15 protein-coding genes and 1 tRNA gene are annotated in these 16,911 nt (G+C 62.6%); 11 read left to right on the top strand and 5 right to left on the bottom strand.

What is annotated here, in order from left to right; translation table 11 throughout:
- The first annotated feature begins 819 nt into the window (after window positions 1-819).
- Window positions 820-1,131 carry a hypothetical protein gene (locus UP09_RS03800; protein ID WP_044536659.1) on the top strand — a complete coding sequence of 104 codons (312 nt, stop codon included), beginning with the start codon at window positions 820-822 and terminating at the stop codon, window positions 1,129-1,131.
- A gap of 58 nt (window positions 1,132-1,189) precedes the next feature.
- Here UP09_RS03800 and UP09_RS03795 read toward each other — a convergent pair whose 3' ends face one another.
- On the bottom strand, window positions 1,190-1,915 hold the full coding sequence (locus UP09_RS03795; protein WP_197082593.1) for a PdaC/SigV domain-containing protein: 726 nt from the start codon (window positions 1,913-1,915) through the stop codon (window positions 1,190-1,192).
- Window positions 1,916-2,057: 142 nt separating this feature from the next.
- Complete coding sequence (locus UP09_RS03790; protein ID WP_044536868.1) at window positions 2,058-2,579, bottom strand: hypothetical protein; 522 nt, start codon at window positions 2,577-2,579, stop codon at window positions 2,058-2,060.
- Window positions 2,580-2,940: 361 nt separating this feature from the next.
- Between UP09_RS03790 and UP09_RS03785 the strand changes: the two genes are divergently transcribed.
- A tRNA-Gln gene (locus UP09_RS03785) sits at window positions 2,941-3,014 on the top strand.
- 332 nt (window positions 3,015-3,346) lie between these two features.
- Entirely contained in the window at window positions 3,347-4,375 is a 1,029-nt protein-coding gene (locus UP09_RS03780; protein WP_197082592.1) for a transporter substrate-binding domain-containing protein, read from the top strand.
- A 137-nt stretch (window positions 4,376-4,512) separates the two neighbouring features.
- Here UP09_RS03780 and UP09_RS03775 read toward each other — a convergent pair whose 3' ends face one another.
- From UP09_RS03775 to UP09_RS03765, 3 genes are read right to left on the bottom strand one after another with little or no spacing between them, the layout of a single operon-like run.
- Entirely contained in the window at window positions 4,513-5,049 is a 537-nt protein-coding gene (locus UP09_RS03775) for an invasion associated locus B family protein (protein ID WP_044536656.1), read from the bottom strand.
- A gap of 57 nt (window positions 5,050-5,106) precedes the next feature.
- Window positions 5,107-8,253, bottom strand: coding sequence for a multidrug efflux RND transporter permease subunit (locus UP09_RS03770; RefSeq protein ID WP_044536655.1), 3,147 nt, complete (start codon window positions 8,251-8,253; stop codon window positions 5,107-5,109).
- Complete coding sequence (locus UP09_RS03765; protein WP_044536654.1) at window positions 8,250-9,431, bottom strand: efflux RND transporter periplasmic adaptor subunit; 1,182 nt, start codon at window positions 9,429-9,431, stop codon at window positions 8,250-8,252. The genes UP09_RS03770 and UP09_RS03765 overlap by 4 nt, the downstream gene beginning before the upstream one ends.
- Window positions 9,432-9,611: 180 nt before the next feature.
- On the opposite strand from UP09_RS03765, the gene UP09_RS03760 reads away from it, so the two are divergent.
- The 8 genes from UP09_RS03760 (at window position 9,612) to UP09_RS03725 (ending at window position 16,863) form a co-directional block, all read left to right on the top strand.
- Window positions 9,612-10,073, top strand: a complete 462-nt coding sequence (locus tag UP09_RS03760) for a MarR family winged helix-turn-helix transcriptional regulator (RefSeq protein ID WP_044536653.1) — start codon at window positions 9,612-9,614, stop codon at window positions 10,071-10,073.
- Window positions 10,074-10,199: 126 nt separating this feature from the next.
- Window positions 10,200-10,439, top strand: a complete 240-nt coding sequence (locus tag UP09_RS03755) for a hypothetical protein (protein ID WP_044536867.1) — start codon at window positions 10,200-10,202, stop codon at window positions 10,437-10,439.
- Between the two features lie 274 nt (window positions 10,440-10,713).
- Window positions 10,714-13,278, top strand: a complete 2,565-nt coding sequence (locus UP09_RS03750; RefSeq protein ID WP_052832946.1) for a TonB-dependent receptor — start codon at window positions 10,714-10,716, stop codon at window positions 13,276-13,278.
- Between the two features lie 21 nt (window positions 13,279-13,299).
- Window positions 13,300-13,989 carry a Fe2+-dependent dioxygenase gene (locus UP09_RS03745; RefSeq protein WP_044536652.1) on the top strand — a complete coding sequence of 230 codons (690 nt, stop codon included), beginning with the start codon at window positions 13,300-13,302 and terminating at the stop codon, window positions 13,987-13,989.
- A gap of 293 nt (window positions 13,990-14,282) precedes the next feature.
- Window positions 14,283-14,501 (top strand): DUF2946 family protein, encoded by a 219-nt coding sequence (locus UP09_RS38920; protein ID WP_156164432.1) that lies wholly within the window; start codon window positions 14,283-14,285, stop codon window positions 14,499-14,501.
- Between the two features lie 111 nt (window positions 14,502-14,612).
- Window positions 14,613-15,584 carry a tonB-system energizer ExbB gene (gene exbB, locus UP09_RS03735; RefSeq protein WP_044536650.1) on the top strand — a complete coding sequence of 324 codons (972 nt, stop codon included), beginning with the start codon at window positions 14,613-14,615 and terminating at the stop codon, window positions 15,582-15,584.
- 3 nt (window positions 15,585-15,587) lie between these two features.
- Window positions 15,588-16,055: a TonB system transport protein ExbD gene (exbD, locus tag UP09_RS03730; protein ID WP_044536649.1), complete on the top strand. Its 468-nt coding sequence runs from the start codon at window positions 15,588-15,590 to the stop codon at window positions 16,053-16,055.
- A gap of 10 nt (window positions 16,056-16,065) precedes the next feature.
- A complete protein-coding gene (locus UP09_RS03725; protein ID WP_044536648.1) occupies window positions 16,066-16,863 on the top strand; it encodes a TonB family protein in 798 nt (265 codons plus the stop codon).
- The last annotated feature ends 48 nt before the right edge of the window (window positions 16,864-16,911 follow it).

Raw genomic sequence — 16,911 nt, 5'->3', positions numbered from 1 at the left:
CGCGCGACAAGGTGTTGGCTTTGGCCTTCGGCGTAATCATCGTCATCTTCGGTGTCGTCGCCCGCGCATGCGGGCGATCCAGTATTCCAGAGGCCGTTGTGCTTGAGCCGATGGGCCGCGGCGTACTGGGTCGCCCGGTCCATGTGCGCAATTGCGCACAGGCCGGGCGATGACATCTGTGGATGGGGACGCAGTTTTACGTTCTCGCGACATGGATCGTCCGAGCTTTGCACTTCGTTTCGCCCCCTCATCGAATAGAGGGCGCAGGGAAAGCCGGGTGCACGCTGCACCCGCGGTCTCGTGTGCAAAGTGAGAGAAAGAAACGCACACGAGCATACAGGTTCAGCGGAGGCACTCCGGCTTTCCCTGCGCGATGGGCTACGGCTTATACGTGCTCTCCCCGGCGACGACCGGGCTTTTTTGTCACCGTCATCCGCGAGAGGCGCTTGCTCCTCACGAACTTTTGCCTGCCACTGGGGCGTCGGGACCACACGATTTCACCGTCCGCCTTGCGCGCTCTCGTCAGTCGCACGCTCGGCGTCCACCGCATCCCACCGCGCGTTCGTGACGTGCGCTCGCCCCTCAATCGGGTGGGACGGGGAGATTCATACACCGAGTTGCGGTTCGGATAAAGCGAAATAGTTTTGTCGAGAGGCCTTGCGCCGTCGGGCAACTCAGCGCTAAGGGCCGATTTCCATTTCCACGTCATTCTGCTGCGGTAACCGTCTCTCCTATCCAATTTGTAATCGGGCTTTCTTGAACCGGCCTACCTCCGCCGGCAACGCATGTCTGCAAACATACGTTGGAGGAGGAGAGATCATGAAACGCCTTCTTGTTGCGGCCATGCTGTTGTTGAGCGGCGTCGTTGCCGCGCAGGCCGACACGACAAACTGGACAGCAGCCCATCCCCCGCAGAGCGATTCCCAGCTCCACGCCGCCGCGCGATATTGCGACCTTCAAATCGGCGATCCGTTGGGCGTTCCGACATCGGCCGAGTACAAGAAATGCATGCGCAGTCAGGGTTGGATCTACCGCAGCATGGCTCGCGATGGTAACTGGGTTAACCGCCGCGGAATGGACTGCCATCCCATTCTCAACGGCGGTGGCTCGGAATGCGACAGCGTCTGGTGAGCGGCTGCCGCGATCCGATGGATCAGATCATGCAGATGCAGCGGTAGCCACGGGTCGGTCAGCCTGCGGTGAAGACGTCCTTCCACTGCGGCGTGAGATATTTCGCGAACACGGCGACCGGCACCGCCAGACGAAAATCGCCCAGCACATGCGGCCATATCTGCCCGGCGCCGTACAGCAGCACGATGCCATTGGCCGCCGTCTGTCCCTTGGCGTAGGTCAACGCATAGGGCTTGAGCTTCTCGGGATCGGCGGCGATGCCGTTGCCGGCGCGGTCGGTATCCTGGCCTGGGCTCTGACCGCTGCGCTGAGTGTAGATTTCTGTCCAGGCTTTGCCGGCGGCATCGGCGATGGCTGATAGCGCTGACTTGACCTGATCCGGCTGAAACAGCGCTTCGATCGGCACGGCACGGTTGGCCTTCTTGTCCCAGACGACGGTCTGGAAGGCCTGGTTCGGATGCGCTCCGCCGGTGTCGGCATTGGTGTCGCCTGACAGGCTCACCACCGCCTCGTTCTCGAACGTCACACGCCAGATCGTGTCGATGCTGTAGGGATGGAAGCCGGGGTTGTCTTCCTTGTCCTGCTTGGCGTCGGCTTTGGCCTGAGCTGCGTCGGCCCTGTACAGCGCCAGGATCTTTTGCTTGAGCGGCGCGATGGACATTGCCGTCTCGGGCACAAGCAGATGCAATTCAACCAACGGTGACTTTTCGGTCGTGTCGTAGTCGGCGCCCAAAGCCGGCGCGATGGTCAGTGCGAGGCACATCAGGCCCGCGGCCAGAGCCATTTCCATTCCGATGAAATCGGAACGGGGCTCTAGATTCTTATTTTGACGCGTTTTCCCAGCCCGAACCGGTATCCACTTCGCTCGAAAACGCTCCAGCGACGTCATCTTCAAACTTTCTTTGGAAGACGCGGGATCGAAAAGGTCAGGCGCAGGTCGTGTTCATATTGGTGCAGACCTGCCTGGTCCAGCCGGTGCCGATCTTGACATGAATCTTGAGAAATTCACCCCAGCAGCCCAGCAAGTCAACCTGCTGGTCACCGGCCGCGTGGAGATCGATCGGGCTGCTTCCGGTGTCGTGATTGCTGTAGATGGCGCCGCCGTTCTGTAGGCCGCTGACGCCGAGCACGCTCTTGTGCAGGTAGCCATGGCCGCGGAAGATCACGTTCTCTCCGGCAGGCAGATCGGCACCGCGGAGCTTCGCGCGGTCGATTTCGTACCAGTCACCGAGCTGGCCGGTGAGATGCACTTCGATCCAGCCGTCGCTGCTGGAATTCTTCAGCGACGCAATGACCGCGCCGCCCGGCGTGGCCCGCACATTGGTGCCCTTTGGATCGGTATCGGTGATGTCGACCGAGGCGTTGCATGCCTGCTTCTCGGCAGATTGGGCCCAGCAGGCCGCGGCCGGCGTTAGCATCAGGAATGCGAGTGTCAACGACGTCTTCATCGAGATGTCCCCGGGACCGTGGCAGCCGCGCATTGGTTGCACCTGTCGATATCAGGTTCAAGACGATCCGCGTCGCTGATGATGCGGCGGATTTCGTCGTGTACGCATTCAGCGTTTGCCGCCGCTGCAATGACCGGCGCTCTTGATTGGTGTTGGGTCGAGACGCACCGGCCAATGGGGGCCGACAAAGGCGTGGGGGATTTGCCCCTTGTTTTCCGGCCCCAAATCTCCGCCATCAATGCTTGCCAAGCCGGGGACCAAGCGGGTAGAAGGGCGCACTTGCGGGCGCTGATTGGAATGCGTTCTACCGCAACAAGATTGCCAAGTCATTCGGCTAAGCCATTGATACCGCAGCAATTCTTGGGGAATGGTGTAACGGTAGCACAACAGACTCTGACTCTGTTTGTCTAGGTTCGAATCCTAGTTCCCCAGCCAATCCGCCACATGGTGTGGCCGCCCTCGAAAAAACCCGACGCAACGAGTGCCGTGACCACGTGCGAGGACGTCGCATCCGCGCCGGCGATGTTGCCGCGATCGGCGATGACCTCGCCAACGTAGCCTGCGTCATGCTCATCGCATTCAAGCGGCGCGCCACACGGTGAGGATGTCGGTTGCTCCGCTGGGGCAGAAATATCCGTCATCGACGGGCGCTATCGTGCCGTATGGATTTTGTTTGTTTCATCAATTGCCGCGACATTGTCGGTCGCATCGCTGCCGCACGGGCGGGCCTTTGTCTGCTCATTCTCCTCGTGCTCGCCAGCGCGGGGATGGCAGCAGAGCCCGGCACGCCGCCGCCCCTGCACGTCGCGGTCTATGACGTCGAGCCCTATGGCGGGCGGGATCGCGACGGGCTGTTCACGGGAGCAAGCGTCGATCTCTGGCGTCGCGTCGCGGAGGATCGCCACTGGCGGTATGAACTGACACTGGTGTCGCGGATGGACGATGTGCTGTCGGGGCTGGAGCGGCACACCTACGATGTCGGGATCGGCGCCATCACGATCACGCCCGAACGGCTTGCGCGGGTGGATTTCTCCTATCCCACGCATCGGTCCGGTGCCGCCGCGGTGTTCGCCAAGCGAACCGACGCCGCATCTGCGTTCTATGACTACGGCGCGGCCGCCGGCGAGGTTGGCCTGCTGATCGTCGCGATCCTTGTGCTGCTGGCGGTGATCGGCGTGCTGATGTGGTGGTTCGAGCGATCCCGTGCGAAAGACAGCACATCGGAGGCCGCATCGGCCGTGACGTCATGGCATGAGGGCGTGTACTGGGCCGTCGTGACGATGACCACGGTCGGCTATGGCGACAAGACGCCGAAGACACATCTGGGCCGCGGGCTTGCCGTGGTCTGGATGGTCGGAAGCCTCGTGCTGGTCTCGCTGCTGACAACCAATCTGATCGCGCGCATCACCGTGAGCCGTGTCGAGGGCATGGTCGCGAACCGCACCAGCGACCTCACAGGCAAGCGGCTCGGCGCCGTCTCGGCGTCGTCGGGCGCTGAATATCTCGACGGCCAACACCTTGCCTATCAGAGGTTCGAGAATCTCCCCGATGCCCTCAATGCCGTTGCCTCCGGAAAGTTGGATGGCGTCGTCAACAGTATTGGTGCGTTGCAATATTTGGCGCGGACGCGCTTTACCGATGCGATTGCGCCGCCGCACGGCGTGTTGGCGCCTGCCTACATGGCGTTTGCGCTGCCGATGGATTCGGTGCTGAAGCGGCCGCTCGATCGCGCACTCACGATCGTCTCCGCAAGCCCGGAATGGCGGTCCGTCGAGGACACTTATTTCGGCCCATGAGACGCGGCACCCGGCGCGCGCAATGTTTGCGCGCAGCGCGTGGGCCTGACGCGGATGGGTGGAGCGAAGCGATACCCATCACCTTCAAGCGGCACGATCGATGGGTATCGCTTCGCTCCACCCATCCTTGTGAGCAACTACTTGATCTTCTCGTACACTGTCGCGAAATCGGCGAGCGGCATTGGGATGGTGATCGTTTCCTTGGAGAGGTTCTGGAACGATACCTTCAACTGCTTGCCCGATTTCAGCGCGGCGAGGATGTCGGCGCCGACAGGGGTGTTGATATAGCAACCGCGTGCCTCGCAGGTCTGCACCGGTACGTCGACGGTCTTGCCCTCGTCGACCTGCAGCCTGGCGCCCATCGGCAGGTTCAGCCCGAGCGGCAGCTGGATCAGCGCGACGGGCGCGCGGGTGTCGCCGGGGATGCGGATATTGACCAGCACGACAAGCTGGCCGGTCTTGCTGAGAACAGCGGTCTGCTCCATCGCGCATTCGAGCGGGGCGTCTCGGCTTGCAGAGGTGCAGCGTGCGACCCAGCCGGGATTGGCGGCGGGCGCGGCATCGGCGGGAGAAGGAGCCGGTGCCGTCTTGGCCTTGGAGGTCTGGGCGTGGCCGAGGCCGGCCGCACCGAACACGGCAAACAGAATGAACAGCGACTTTGCGACAATCTTCACGGCAGCAACTCCGAAAGGAACGCCCTTCGGATGTGCCGGTAGAAGGGCAAAGTCAAGTCACTCGGCGGCCTGCTTGACCGAACCGTCCTCGCCGTGATCCGCGTGGTCATCGGCGCGCGACGAGCGGCCCCAACTCGCAAAGGCGTTGGAGAGCCGGTCGAGATAGAGATAGACGACGGGGGTGGTGAACAGCGTCAGCGCCTGGCTGACGATCAGGCCGCCGACCATTGCGTAGCCGAGCGGTTGACGGATTTCCGAGCCGGTACCGGTGCCGAGCATCAGCGGCACGCCGCCGAGCATGGCGGCCATCGTCGTCATCATGATCGGGCGGAACCGCAGCAACGCCGCCTTGCGGATCGCCGCCTCCGGCTCCAGGTGCTCGTCGCGCTCGGCGGCGATCGCGAAGTCGACCATCATGATGCCGTTCTTCTTGACGATGCCGATCAAGAGGATGATGCCGATCAGCGCGATCAGGCTGAAGTCGAAGCCGGCAGCCATCAGGATCGCCAGCGCGCCGACGCCGGCCGAGGGCAGGGTCGACAGAATCGTGATCGGGTGGATGTAGCTTTCGTAGAGAATGCCGAGGATCAGGTAGACGACCACGAGCGCGGCCAGGATCAGCAGCGGCACGGTCGACAGCGATTGCTGGAACGCCTGCGCAGTGCCCTGGAAGCTCGAGCTCAGCGTCGGCGGTGCGCCGATCTCGACCATCGCCTTTTGCACCGCTTCCGTCGCCTGACCGAGGGCTGTGCCCTGAGCCAGATTGAACGAGATGGTAATCGCCGGAAACTGGCCCTGGTGGCTGATCGAGAGCGGCCGCACCGGCACGCTGGTCCATTTCGCAAACGCCGACAGCGGCACCTGGTCGCCGGTGGCCGGTGACTTGATGTAGATATTGTTCAGCGTGTCGATCGCGCCCTGCAGCTCCGGCAGCACTTCGAGGATCACGTGGTAGCTGTTGAGCTGGGTGAAGTACTGCGTCACCTGGCGCTGGCCGAACGCGTCATAGAGCGTGTCGTCGACCAGTTGCGGCTGGATGCCGTAGCGCGAGGCGGTGTCACGATTGATTTTCAGCTCGAGCGTGGTGCCGTTGGTTTGCTGGTCGGTCGCTACGTCGCGCAGTCCTGACAGCGTCTGCATCTTGCCCAGGATCTTGGGCGCCCATTCGTTCAGCTCGGCAAGGTTGGCGTCCTGCAACGTGAATTCGAACTGGGTGCGCGTCGGGCGGCCGCCGAGGCGGACGTCCTGCGCGGCCTGCATGAACAGCCGGGCGCCTTCGACCTTCTCCAGCTTCGGCCGCAGGCGGGCGATGATCTGCTGGGCGTTCGCATCGCGCTCATTCAACGGCTTCAGCGTGATGAACATGTTGCCGTTGTTGCCGGCGCGGCCGCTGCCGCCGATGTTCATCGCCACCGTTGCCACCGCAGGATCCTGCATCACGATCTTGCCAAGCGCCTCCTGCTTCCGCTTCATGTCGGCGAAGGAGATGTCCTGGTTGGCTTCCGACGTCGCGGAGATCAGGCCGACGTCCTGCTGCGGGAAGAAGCCCTTCGGGATGACCACGAACATATAGACCGAGAGCGCAAGCGTTGCGAAGAACACCATGAGCGTGGTGCGCTTCCAGCGCATGGCGAGGTCGAGACCGCTCTCGTAGCCGCGCAGCATGGCGTCGAAACCGCGCTCGCTGAGCTGATAGAAGCGGCCATGTCTCTCCTCGTTGTGGGCGCGCAGGAAGCGCGACGCCATCATCGGCGTCAACGTCAGCGACACGAACATCGAGACGAAGATCGTCATCGCCAGCACCACCGCGAATTCGCGGAACAGGCGGCCGATGATGCCGCCCATCAGCAGCAGCGGGATCAGCACTGCGACCAGCGAGATGCTGATCGAAACGATGGTGAAGCCGATTTCGCGCGAACCCTTGAAGGCCGCGGCCATCGGCTTTTCGCCTTCCTCGATGTAGCGGCTGATATTTTCCAGCATCACGATGGCGTCGTCGACCACGAAGCCGACCGCGATCGTCAGCGCCATCAGCGACAGATTGTCCAGCGTGTATCCGAACACCCACATCAGCGCGCAGGCGCCGAGCAGCGCCAGTGGCACCGTCACGGCCGGAATCACGGTTGCCCAGAAACTGCGCAGGAAGACGAAGATCACCATGACCACCAGGAAAATGGTCAGGAGCAGGGTGGACTGGACGTCTTCCACCGCGGCGCGGATCGTGGTGGTGCGGTCGCTGATGACCTCGATCTTGATCGCGGGCGGAATGGCGGCGACGAGACGCGGCAACGAGGCTTTGATCTTGTCGACGGTGTCGATGACGTTGGCGCCCGGTTGCTTGAAGACGACCAGGAACACACCACGCTTGCCGTTGGCCCAAGCCGCCTGCTTGGCGTCTTCCGCCGCATCGACCGCCTGGCCGATGTCGCGGATCCGCAACGGCCCGCCGTTGCGGTAGGCGATGATGACATCGTTCCAGGGCGACGCCGTCAGCAACTGGTCGTTGGCATAGATGGTATAGGCGCGGGTGTCGCCGTCGATATTGCCCTTGGGACTGTCGACGGTCGCGATGTTGATCGCGTTGCGGACGTCCTCCAGCGACAGGCCTTTGGCGACCAGCTTGGCCGGATCGATCTGGACGCGGACCGACGGTTTCTGCTGCCCGCCGATGAGGACCTGCGCGACGCCGGACACCTGGCTGATCTGCTGGGCAAGCTGGGCGTCGACGGAATCGCTGACCGTGATCAGCGGCAGCGTGTCGGAGGTCGCCGACAGCAGCATGATCGGCGAATCCGCCGGGTTGACCTTGCGATAGGTCGGCGGCGACGGGAGGGTCTTGGGCAGTTGGCCGCTCGCCGCGTTGATCGCGGCCTGCACGTCGTTGGCGGCACCGTCGATGCTGCGGTTGAGATCGAACTGGATCGTGATCGCCGACGTTCCAAGATAGCTCGTCGAGGTCATCTGCGCGATGCCGGGAATCTGCGCGAACTGGCGCTCCAGCGGCTGGGCGACCGAGGTCGCCATCGTTTCCGGGCTGCCGCCGGGCAGCGACGCGGTGATCTGGATGGTTGGGAAGTCGACCTGCGGCAGCGGCGCGACCGGCAGCAGGGGGTAGGCGACCAGACCGACAAAGAGAATGCCGGCCATCATCAGCGAGGTGCCGATGGGGAAGCGAATGAAGGGTGCGGAAATTCCGTCGCTCATTCCTGCGTAACCTTCGCCTTGAGCTGATCCTTGGGCTGATCCGAACTCGCTACCGCCGTGGTCACCAGGGTTCCCGGCGAGACCTTGTACTGGCCTCCGGTGATCACCTGCTGTCCGGGCGAAAGACCGTCGTCGATCACCGACTTGCCATCGACCGACTGGCTGACCTTGATCTTGCGAAGCTCAGCCTTGTTCTCCTGATTGACCGAAAATGCGTAGAGGCCGTCGGTGCCATGTTGCACTGCTTCGTCAGGGACAACGGCGGCATCCTTCAAGGTCCGCACCAGCAGCCGGGTCGAGACCGATTGGCCTGGCCACAGCGCATGGTCCTTGTTGTCGAACACCGCCTTCAGCCGAATAGTCCCGCTCGTGGTGTCGACCTGGTTGTTGATCAGCGCCAGGGTGCCGGTGGACAGCACCCGCTTGCCGTCGGTCGACAGGGCAATGGCCTTCGGCGGCGCCACGGCAAGTGCGGCCTTGATATCAGGCAACTGGTCCTCGGGCGCGGTGAAGATTACCGTGATCGGCTCGATCTGGGTAATCGTGACGATCGCGGTCTGGGTCGCGGCGTTGACGATGTTGCCGATATCGACCAGTCGCAGGCCGACGACCCCGTCGATCGGCGACTTCACCGTCGCATAGTCGAGCTGGGTCTCAGCGTTGAAGATGGCCGCGTCGTCGGCCGCGATCTGGGCGGTCAGCTGGGCGACGGTGGAGCGCTGCGTATCGAGCTGCTGGCGTGTGGCGAACTCGCCGAGCTTGGTGTAGCGCTGCAAATCGAGGTTGGCGTTGGCGATATTGGCCTCGTCCTGGACCTTCTTGGCCTTGGCCTGGTCGAGGGCGGCTTGATAGGGCCGCGGATCGATCTCCACCAGTGTGTCGCCGGCCTTGACGAACTGGCCTTCCTTGAACGCCATCTTGGTGATCTGGCCGTCGACCCGGGTGCGGACCTGGACGGTGTTGAAGGCCTGCACGGTGCCGAGGCTGAGCAGGTAGACCGGGAAATCGGCCTTTTCGACCGGTGCGGTCTTGACCGGAACCGCGGGCCGCACCGCGGCGCGCCTTTGCGCGGCCTCGGCAGCCAGCTTGTTGTCTGTGTATTTCTGCCAGCCGAAATAACCGGCTCCGCCGACCGCGGCGATCAGCAGGACCCAACCAATGGTACGTGAATTCGACATGCGGACTCTTGGGTTGCGCAAGCAATAATGGGTGATCGAAACGGTTCCCAGAGCTTGCGGATATAATATGCGTGCACTTAATGTGTAAACACACTACGACTTGAGAATCCTAAACATTTGGAAAGGTTTAGGCAAGAAACGAACAGAAACAAACGCCTTGGGAACGCTCCGGGGACCCCTATGTCGCAGGATCTCAAACGCCAGTTCATTGCCCAGCTCGTCGAAAGCTCGCGGCTGCTGCGCAACTATATCGATCATCGCGCCAAGGCGCGAGGGACAACCCGCGCCCAATGGATCGTGCTGTTCCGCCTGCGCGAGCAGGAGGGGCTCTCCCAGGTCGATCTCGCCGATGTCCTCGAGCTGCAGCCGATCTCGCTGGTGCGGCTGCTCGATCGTCTGGTCGAGCACGGCCTGCTGGAAAGGCGGCCTGATCCAAGGGATCGTCGCGCCAACAGGCTTTTCCTGACCAGGAGCGGACGCCAGCTCGTCGATGACCTCGACAGCTTGCGCGACGCGATCGCGAGCGACGTGCTGGGCGACGTGCCGGCCGAGCATGTCGAAAGCGGGCTCGCCACGCTTCGCGAGGTCAAGGATCGCATCAAGACTCTCGGCGAGGGACCCGAGCGCATCGCTGCGAAATAGCGCACGCCTCGTCGCGCAACGCCATTTTCGATCCGCTCGCGTCACCCGGCTGATGCAGTGCAGTTGAAACGCGGCATGATGTCGTTCATATCGCGCACATCGGTGTTGCGAGACGAGGGGGCCGCGATGGATGAATTGAACGGGCGCATGATGGCGTGTCAGATCCTGGTCACGGGGTTGATCGCGCGGGTCGCCAACGAGCAGCGTGATCCCTTGCGCTTCCTCACCGACTTCCGCGACGAGATCAGAGCGGTGGTGAGCGGCGTCAACATCGCCGGCATGGAGAACACCGAGCAGGTGCGGCAAGTCGCGCAGCGAACCGTCGACGAGCTGTTTTCGCTAATGAAGCCGCCAAGCACCGAGTGAAGCGGCCAACGTTGAAGCGGTTGGTATGCATCCAGCAGTGCTTGCGAAGCTGCTCAAAGCGGCGTGCAATAATTTAGAACGATTATTAGAACGCTTACAAAGTAGATTTAGAACCATTGCAGACTGCAGATTAGAATCGCTTTGAATTATGGCGATTCAAGCGCGCTGTTGCAGCAATCGCATTGACCCAAAATTTCACGCTCGGTAACCGATAGAGACAGTTCGTCGCACTGCGATGTCGCAGATGAGCTTGCTTTTTTGGGGGCGTTTGGAAATGAACACGGTGAAGGCACCGAGGTCGCTGCGTTTCGACTCGGTCATGGGCTCGGCCAACGATCAAACAACTTATTCCGGCACGAAGGTTTCCGCGGTCGCAGGCCTGATCGCGGTGGCATCCTTTTCGGGTGCTGAAGCGCAGCAGTCCAACCTCCCGCCGGTGACGGTCGATGCCCCGGTCGCTCGCCCGCGTCCTGTTACGTCTCAGCCTTCGCCGGACCAGGTCCGCGCCCGCACCGCGCTGCGCCGCGCCGCGCGCCGCAACCAGCAGGCGCAGCAGGCCCCGGTGCCGTTCCCGAACGCCGGCAGTCTTTCTGCCGACCGCAATCCCTATGCGGATGCAGCTGCGCCCTACAAGGTCGACCACGTCCAGGCCTCCGGTAAATTCCCCGAGCCGATCCTGAACACGCCGAAGACGATTACGGTGTTGTCGAAGGAAGTGCTGGCGGACGAAAACGCCACTTCGTTGAAGCAGGCGGTCCTGAACACCGCCGGCGTCACGCTCGGCACCGGTGAGGGCGGCAACGCCTTTGGCGATCGCTTCTTCGTCCGCGGCTTCGATACCCGCAACGACGTCTTCATCGACGGCGTTCGTGATTCCGGCGTCAGCGTCCGTGAGAATTTCTTCACCGAGCAGGTCGAGATCCTGCGTGGTCCCGGCTCGTCATTCGCCGGCCGCGGCACGACGGGTGGCGCGATCAACATCGTGACCAAGCAGGCGACCACCGAGAAGTCATTTTACAACATGGACACGACGTACGCGAGCGACAACACCAAGCGCGTCACGCTCGACGTCAACCAGGTGATCAGCCCGACATTGGCCATTCGGGCCGGCGGCGTGTACCAGGATGCGGGCGTTGAAGGCCGAAGCTTTATCACTGACAATCGCGGTGGCGGCTTTGTGGCTTTGACCTGGAAGCCGGTCGATGCGGTGAAGGTGACCGCGGATTACGTTCACACCGATATCTACGGAATGCCAGACTTTGGCGTGCCGTACCTGCGGACGGGACCCACCAACGCCCTCGGTCAATATACGACCACCGCCGGCGGCCCGGCACCGGAATATGGCGTTAATCGCGATAATTTCTACGGCTACGTCAACCGCGATTTCTTCGAGGTCCATCAGGATATCGCCACCGTCAATGCCGAAGTGAAGATCACTCCCGACTTGACCTTCAGCAACAAGGTTCGGGGTTCGGAGTCGCTGCTGAATTACATCGGTACGATTCCGGAGTCGCCCAACGTTGTAGCGAATACGCTGACCGCCAACACGCTGAGCCGCTATCAGCCCACGGATGTCGTCGCCAACCAGAGCGAGTTCACCTACAAGTTTGATACCGGACCCTGGCGCCACACCGCAGTGGCCGGCGTCGAGGTTTCGCGTGAAACCTCCAGCATCGATACGTATACCGGGCTGAACGGGGAGAGCCTCAACGGTGTGGTTAACAACGCCACCGGCTCGGCAACCAATGTGAGCATCACCAATCCGCAATTCACATTCGCGCTGCCCACGTCGCAGCCCGCGCTCACGGGCAAGCCGACGCAAATCGCGATCGACACGACGAGCGGCTATTTGATGGATTCCGCCAATTACCGCGATCTGCTGATCCTCAATGGCGGCATCCGCTTCGATGACTACAACATCAAGGCTAGCGGTTACGGGACATCAGGCAAGGCGGCGGGTGTCTTTGGGTCGCAGGCCGCGGAGTCTGGCATGCCGAACTTCAATCTCGGCCTGACGCTGAAGCCACTGCCGATCACCAGCATCTATGTCGCCTATGCGACATCATCCAACCCGGTTGGTGCCGAATTTGACGGTACCAGTGCAGCTTATGGAGGGCTTGCGCCTGTCCTCAACGGTGGCTCGAACCAGATATTCGGGCCGATGAAGAACACGGCGATCGAAGTCGGCAACAAATGGGAGCTGTTTGATCGCCATTTGCTCGTAAGCGGCGCTTTGTTCCAGACCAACGTCACCAATGCGCGAGAGTCGGTGAACGTGACCTCAACAGCAAACCAGACGGCAACTTGCCCATATAATGTTACGATAGGGGGCACGCAGCCTTGCATCACTGCCGGGGCAGCCTATCAGATCCGCGGCATCGATCTCGAAGTTGCCGGCAAGATCACTGACAAATGGAGCGTGTTCGGCGGCCTCGTGCTGATGAAGTCGGAGGTGACGAAGTCGCTGGTCGCCCCGGCCAACCCCGCATTGTACAGCTCAAACGTGGGGCTGCCGCTGGCCAACATCGCCAATCAGTCGTTCAGCCTGCTCAGCAAATACAAGATCGACGACAGGTGGGAGGTCGGCGGCCAGGCCGTCTATCGTTCCAAGATGTATGGCGGCACCTTGCTTGCGGCAAACCAGGGCACGTCGCTGCCGAGCTTCTGGCGTTTCGATAGCTTCGCGGAGGCCAAGATCGACAAGAACTGGACTGCGAAGCTGTTCGTCAACAACATCTTCAACAAGCTCTATTACACCGCGTTTTATCAGAGTGCGGCGCCATTCACTCTGGAAGCACCCGGGCGTACCGTGGCGTTCGTGCTCTCCGCACGTTACTGACGGAGGCATCAAGGCGGCGCGATGCTGATATGCGTTCCAAATGTCCTGAGCAAAAGCGATGTGGCGGACTTCCGCCGCATCATGGACGCCAGCGCGTGGGAGGACGGCCGCTCGACCGCCGGCGCGGCCTCCGCGCTGGTCAAGCGCAACGAGCAGCTGCCGCCCGACAGCGAGGTCGCGCGGCAGCTCGGCAACCGCATCATGTCGGCGCTGTCGGCGAGCCCGCGCTTCATCTCGGCGGCGATCCCGCTGAAAATCTTTCCACCCCTGTTCAACCGCTACGCCGCCAGCGACGGGCACCATTTCGGCCTGCATGTCGACAACGCCGTGCGCGGCGACAAGCTGACGGGCCTGCGGATCCGCACCGACCTGTCGGTCACGCTGTTTTTATCGGAGCCGGATGAATACGATGGTGGTGAGCTCGTCATCGAAGACCTCTACGGATCCCACGAAATCAAGCTGTCGGCGGGCGATCTGGTACTTTATCCTGCGTCCAGTTTGCATCTGGTCACGCCGGTCACGCGGGGGACGCGGGTTGCGTCTTTTTTCTGGCTGCAGAGCATGATACGAGATGCACACGCGCGCAGCCTGATCTTCGATCTCGATACGGCGATCCAGGCCTTGGTGGAGCGACTGGGACGTGATGACCCCGAAACGGTCAAATTGGCCGGCATCTATCACAACCTGATCCGCCACTGGGCCGAGGTATGAAGACTTCGCTAGGTGCTGATCCAAGGATGTTATATTGTAACATCGGGGGTTCCGGCCTATCAGCTGACGTCCCGGTCAAGGCGCATGTCGACATGAAGTGGTTCCGAGCAAACATCAGACAGGGTTCGCGGCTCGCGCTGTTAGCGCTCGCAATTCAGTTTGTGCTGTCGTTCGGACATCTCCACGAAAGCTTTGCGCAGGCAGCCCGGGACGCCCCGCGGCACGTCGTTCGCGCTACGGTAACACATACATCGCACGACGCCTGGGATGCGGTCGCATCCTGGGTCGTCCGCTTGAAGACGCCCGCGGGCCATCATTCCGACGATGGGCTCGCCGATGATTGCCCGATCTGCGCCGTGCTGGCGCTCGCCAACGCGACGCTATCGGCGACATCGCCCTTGCTGCCGGCGCCTCAGGCTGCCGAGTTCGCCTATTTGATCACCAACGCGACGTCGGTCGATCTGGGGTGCGCCGACGCTGCGTTCCAACCTCGCGCTCCGCCCGTCGCCTGACAACGTTGGCCGGCGTTGACGCGTCGCGGCCGCAATCTCGGCATCAGGCACCGGCCGCAGCTGACCTGATGCATTCGTCATGATTGAATGATCCAGTTCCCGGGCCGAAGTATGAATATGTCACCGTTTCGAGCTTCCCGTTGTTTGATCCTGGCACTGGCGATGCTGTCGCTCGCGTCGCCCTTGTCGGCACAACAGGCCCCGCCTCCCGCGCCAAAACAAGTTCCCGCGCCGACGCAAGCGCAGGCCCCACCGGCACCGGCAGCCGTGGCGCCGGTGCAGGCGCCCGCATCGCCCGCTGCTGCGCCGTCGGCAGAACCCGCGCCGCAGGCGATCGCGGCACCGGCGGATAGCGAGAGCAAGCCGCTGAAGTCCACCAGCACCGGCATGCACGAGCTGTCGCCGTGGCTGATGTTCATGTCGGCCGACGTGATCGTCAAAGCCGTCATGATCGGCCTTGCCTTCGCCTCGCTCGTCACCTGGACGATCTTCATCGCCAAGATGATCGAGTTGACCGTGGTCCAGAACAAGCTGCGCGGTGCGCTCGCCAAGATCAGCGACGCGCGGTCGCTGGCGGAAGCGCAGTTCGCGCTCGGCGCCAAGGGCAGCGTCTTGTCGTCCTTCATCGCGGCCGCGATGCGTGAGGGACGGCTGTCGGCCGGGATCTCCAGCGACAGCGGCATCAAGGAACGCGCGGCCTCGAGCTTTGCCGAGATCATGCGCTCCGAGGCCCGCCGTATCCGGCTCGGCATGGGCTTGCTCGCCACCATCGGCGCGACGTCGCCCTTTGTCGGCCTGTTCGGCACCGTCTGGGGCATCATGAACAGCTTCATCGGCATTTCGAAGTCGCAAACCACGAACCTTGCCGTGGTCGCGCCAGGCATCGCCGAAGCGCTGCTGGCGACCGCGATCGGCCTGGTCGCGGCGATCCCCGCCGTGATCATCTACAACCACTTCTCGCGCGTCACGAAGGGCTATCTGGAACTGGTCAGCCGCGCTTCCGGCGCCGCCGGGCGTCTGTTGTCGCGCGATCTCGATCGCACCCATGGCGAGGTTCCTCGCGCGCGCGCGGCGGCGGAGTAGGCGATGGCAGTTTCGCTCGCAGACAACGATAGCGACGACGAATTCGCCGAATCGCACGAGATCAACGTCACGCCGTTCATCGACGTGATGCTGGTGCTGCTGATCATCTTCATGGTGGCCGCGCCGCTCTCGACCGTCGACTTGCCGATCGATTTGCCGACCTCGACGGCGACGCCGACGAAGAAGCCGGACAAGCCGACCTATGTCAGCATCAAGCCGGACCTCGCGGTCGCGATCGGCGAGAACATGGTCAAGCGGGTCGATCTGGTGCGCACGCTCGACGGCATGGCCGACATGGGCAAGGACAAGTTCATTTTCCTGCGCGCGGACCGTGCGGTCCCCTATGGTGAGCTGATGGACGTGCTGGAAATGCTGCGCGCGGGGGGCTATTCCAAGATCAAGCTGGTGACGCTGGAGGGGGTTCCGGACGCCGCGGCGCAGCAGGGCGCGCCGGCGACAGCGAACCCATGACGAAGGCCTGATGCCGATGTCCGATCTCGAACAGAAGCCCTCCCGGATGCTGTGGGTATCTGCCGCGGTGGTTGCGCTCGCGCTTCATCTCGGCGGCGCCGCGCTCGCACTCACCAGTCTGCAGGCCGAGGAGCCCGACGACGACGCGCTTGGCGCCTCGGCGATCGAAGTCGGCATCGATCTCGCCGCCGTGCATCGCGAGGCGACCGACCTGCCGCCGGGTCCGGACACCGACGCCTCCGTGGCCTCGCCGCAGCTCGTCGAGCAGAAAGCCGAGGTGAAGGAAACCGATCTGCCCAAGGACACTCCGACCGAGACCGAAGACGCTGATCGGGTGGTGACCGAGAACGACAACAAGAAGCCGAAGGAAGAGGAACAGAAGGTCGCCGCGGTCCAGACTGCCGCATCGCAGGAATCGATTGCGGCCGAGGCGACCGCGACGCCGAGCTCCGAGGTGATCCCCGAGGGCCAGAAATCGGTCGCGCCCGTGCTCGGCACCGGCGACACCGCCCGCCGCGTGCGCGCCACCTGGCAGAAGGAGCTGATGGCGCATCTCGACAAGCACAAGAAATATCCCGCCGACCGCGCCCTCAAGACAGCCGAGATCTATGTCCGTTTCACGCTCGACCGGGTCGGCCACGTGCTCGATATGGCGATCGAGAAGGGATCGGGCGATGCCGCGTTCGACGAGGCCGCGCTTGCGATGGTCAAACGCTCCGATCCCGTTCCCGCGCCGCCGCCGCTCGTCGCCGACGAAGGCCTGAGCTTCACGCTCCCTGTGATCTTCCGCGTCAAGAACAAGAGCTGAGGCTCCGAGAATTCGGAATTTTCCGTCATTCCGGAGCGCGACGAAGTC

It is taken from the genome of Bradyrhizobium sp. LTSP885, assembly GCF_000938305.1.
Lineage (GTDB): Bacteria > Pseudomonadota > Alphaproteobacteria > Rhizobiales > Xanthobacteraceae > Bradyrhizobium.
Note: the sequence above shows the minus strand (reverse complement) of the source record. Positions and strands in the feature narration are given on the sequence as shown.

Coding starts and splice junctions, on each gene's coding strand:
- UP09_RS03800 (WP_044536659.1), top strand. CDS start 820: ATGAAACGCCTTCTTGTTGCGGCCATGCTGTTGTTGAGCGGCGTCGTT.
- UP09_RS03795 (WP_197082593.1), bottom strand. CDS start 1,915: ATGGCTCTGGCCGCGGGCCTGATGTGCCTCGCACTGACCATCGCGCCG.
- UP09_RS03790 (WP_044536868.1), bottom strand. CDS start 2,579: ATGAAGACGTCGTTGACACTCGCATTCCTGATGCTAACGCCGGCCGCG.
- UP09_RS03780 (WP_197082592.1), top strand. CDS start 3,347: ATGGCAGCAGAGCCCGGCACGCCGCCGCCCCTGCACGTCGCGGTCTAT.
- UP09_RS03770 (WP_044536655.1), bottom strand. CDS start 8,253: ATGAGCGACGGAATTTCCGCACCCTTCATTCGCTTCCCCATCGGCACC.
- UP09_RS03765 (WP_044536654.1), bottom strand. CDS start 9,431: ATGTCGAATTCACGTACCATTGGTTGGGTCCTGCTGATCGCCGCGGTC.
- UP09_RS03760 (WP_044536653.1), top strand. CDS start 9,612: ATGTCGCAGGATCTCAAACGCCAGTTCATTGCCCAGCTCGTCGAAAGC.
- UP09_RS03755 (WP_044536867.1), top strand. CDS start 10,200: ATGGATGAATTGAACGGGCGCATGATGGCGTGTCAGATCCTGGTCACG.
- UP09_RS03750 (WP_052832946.1), top strand. CDS start 10,714: ATGAACACGGTGAAGGCACCGAGGTCGCTGCGTTTCGACTCGGTCATG.
- UP09_RS03745 (WP_044536652.1), top strand. CDS start 13,300: ATGCTGATATGCGTTCCAAATGTCCTGAGCAAAAGCGATGTGGCGGAC.
- exbB (WP_044536650.1), top strand. CDS start 14,613: ATGAATATGTCACCGTTTCGAGCTTCCCGTTGTTTGATCCTGGCACTG.
- exbD (WP_044536649.1), top strand. CDS start 15,588: ATGGCAGTTTCGCTCGCAGACAACGATAGCGACGACGAATTCGCCGAA.
- UP09_RS03725 (WP_044536648.1), top strand. CDS start 16,066: ATGCCGATGTCCGATCTCGAACAGAAGCCCTCCCGGATGCTGTGGGTA.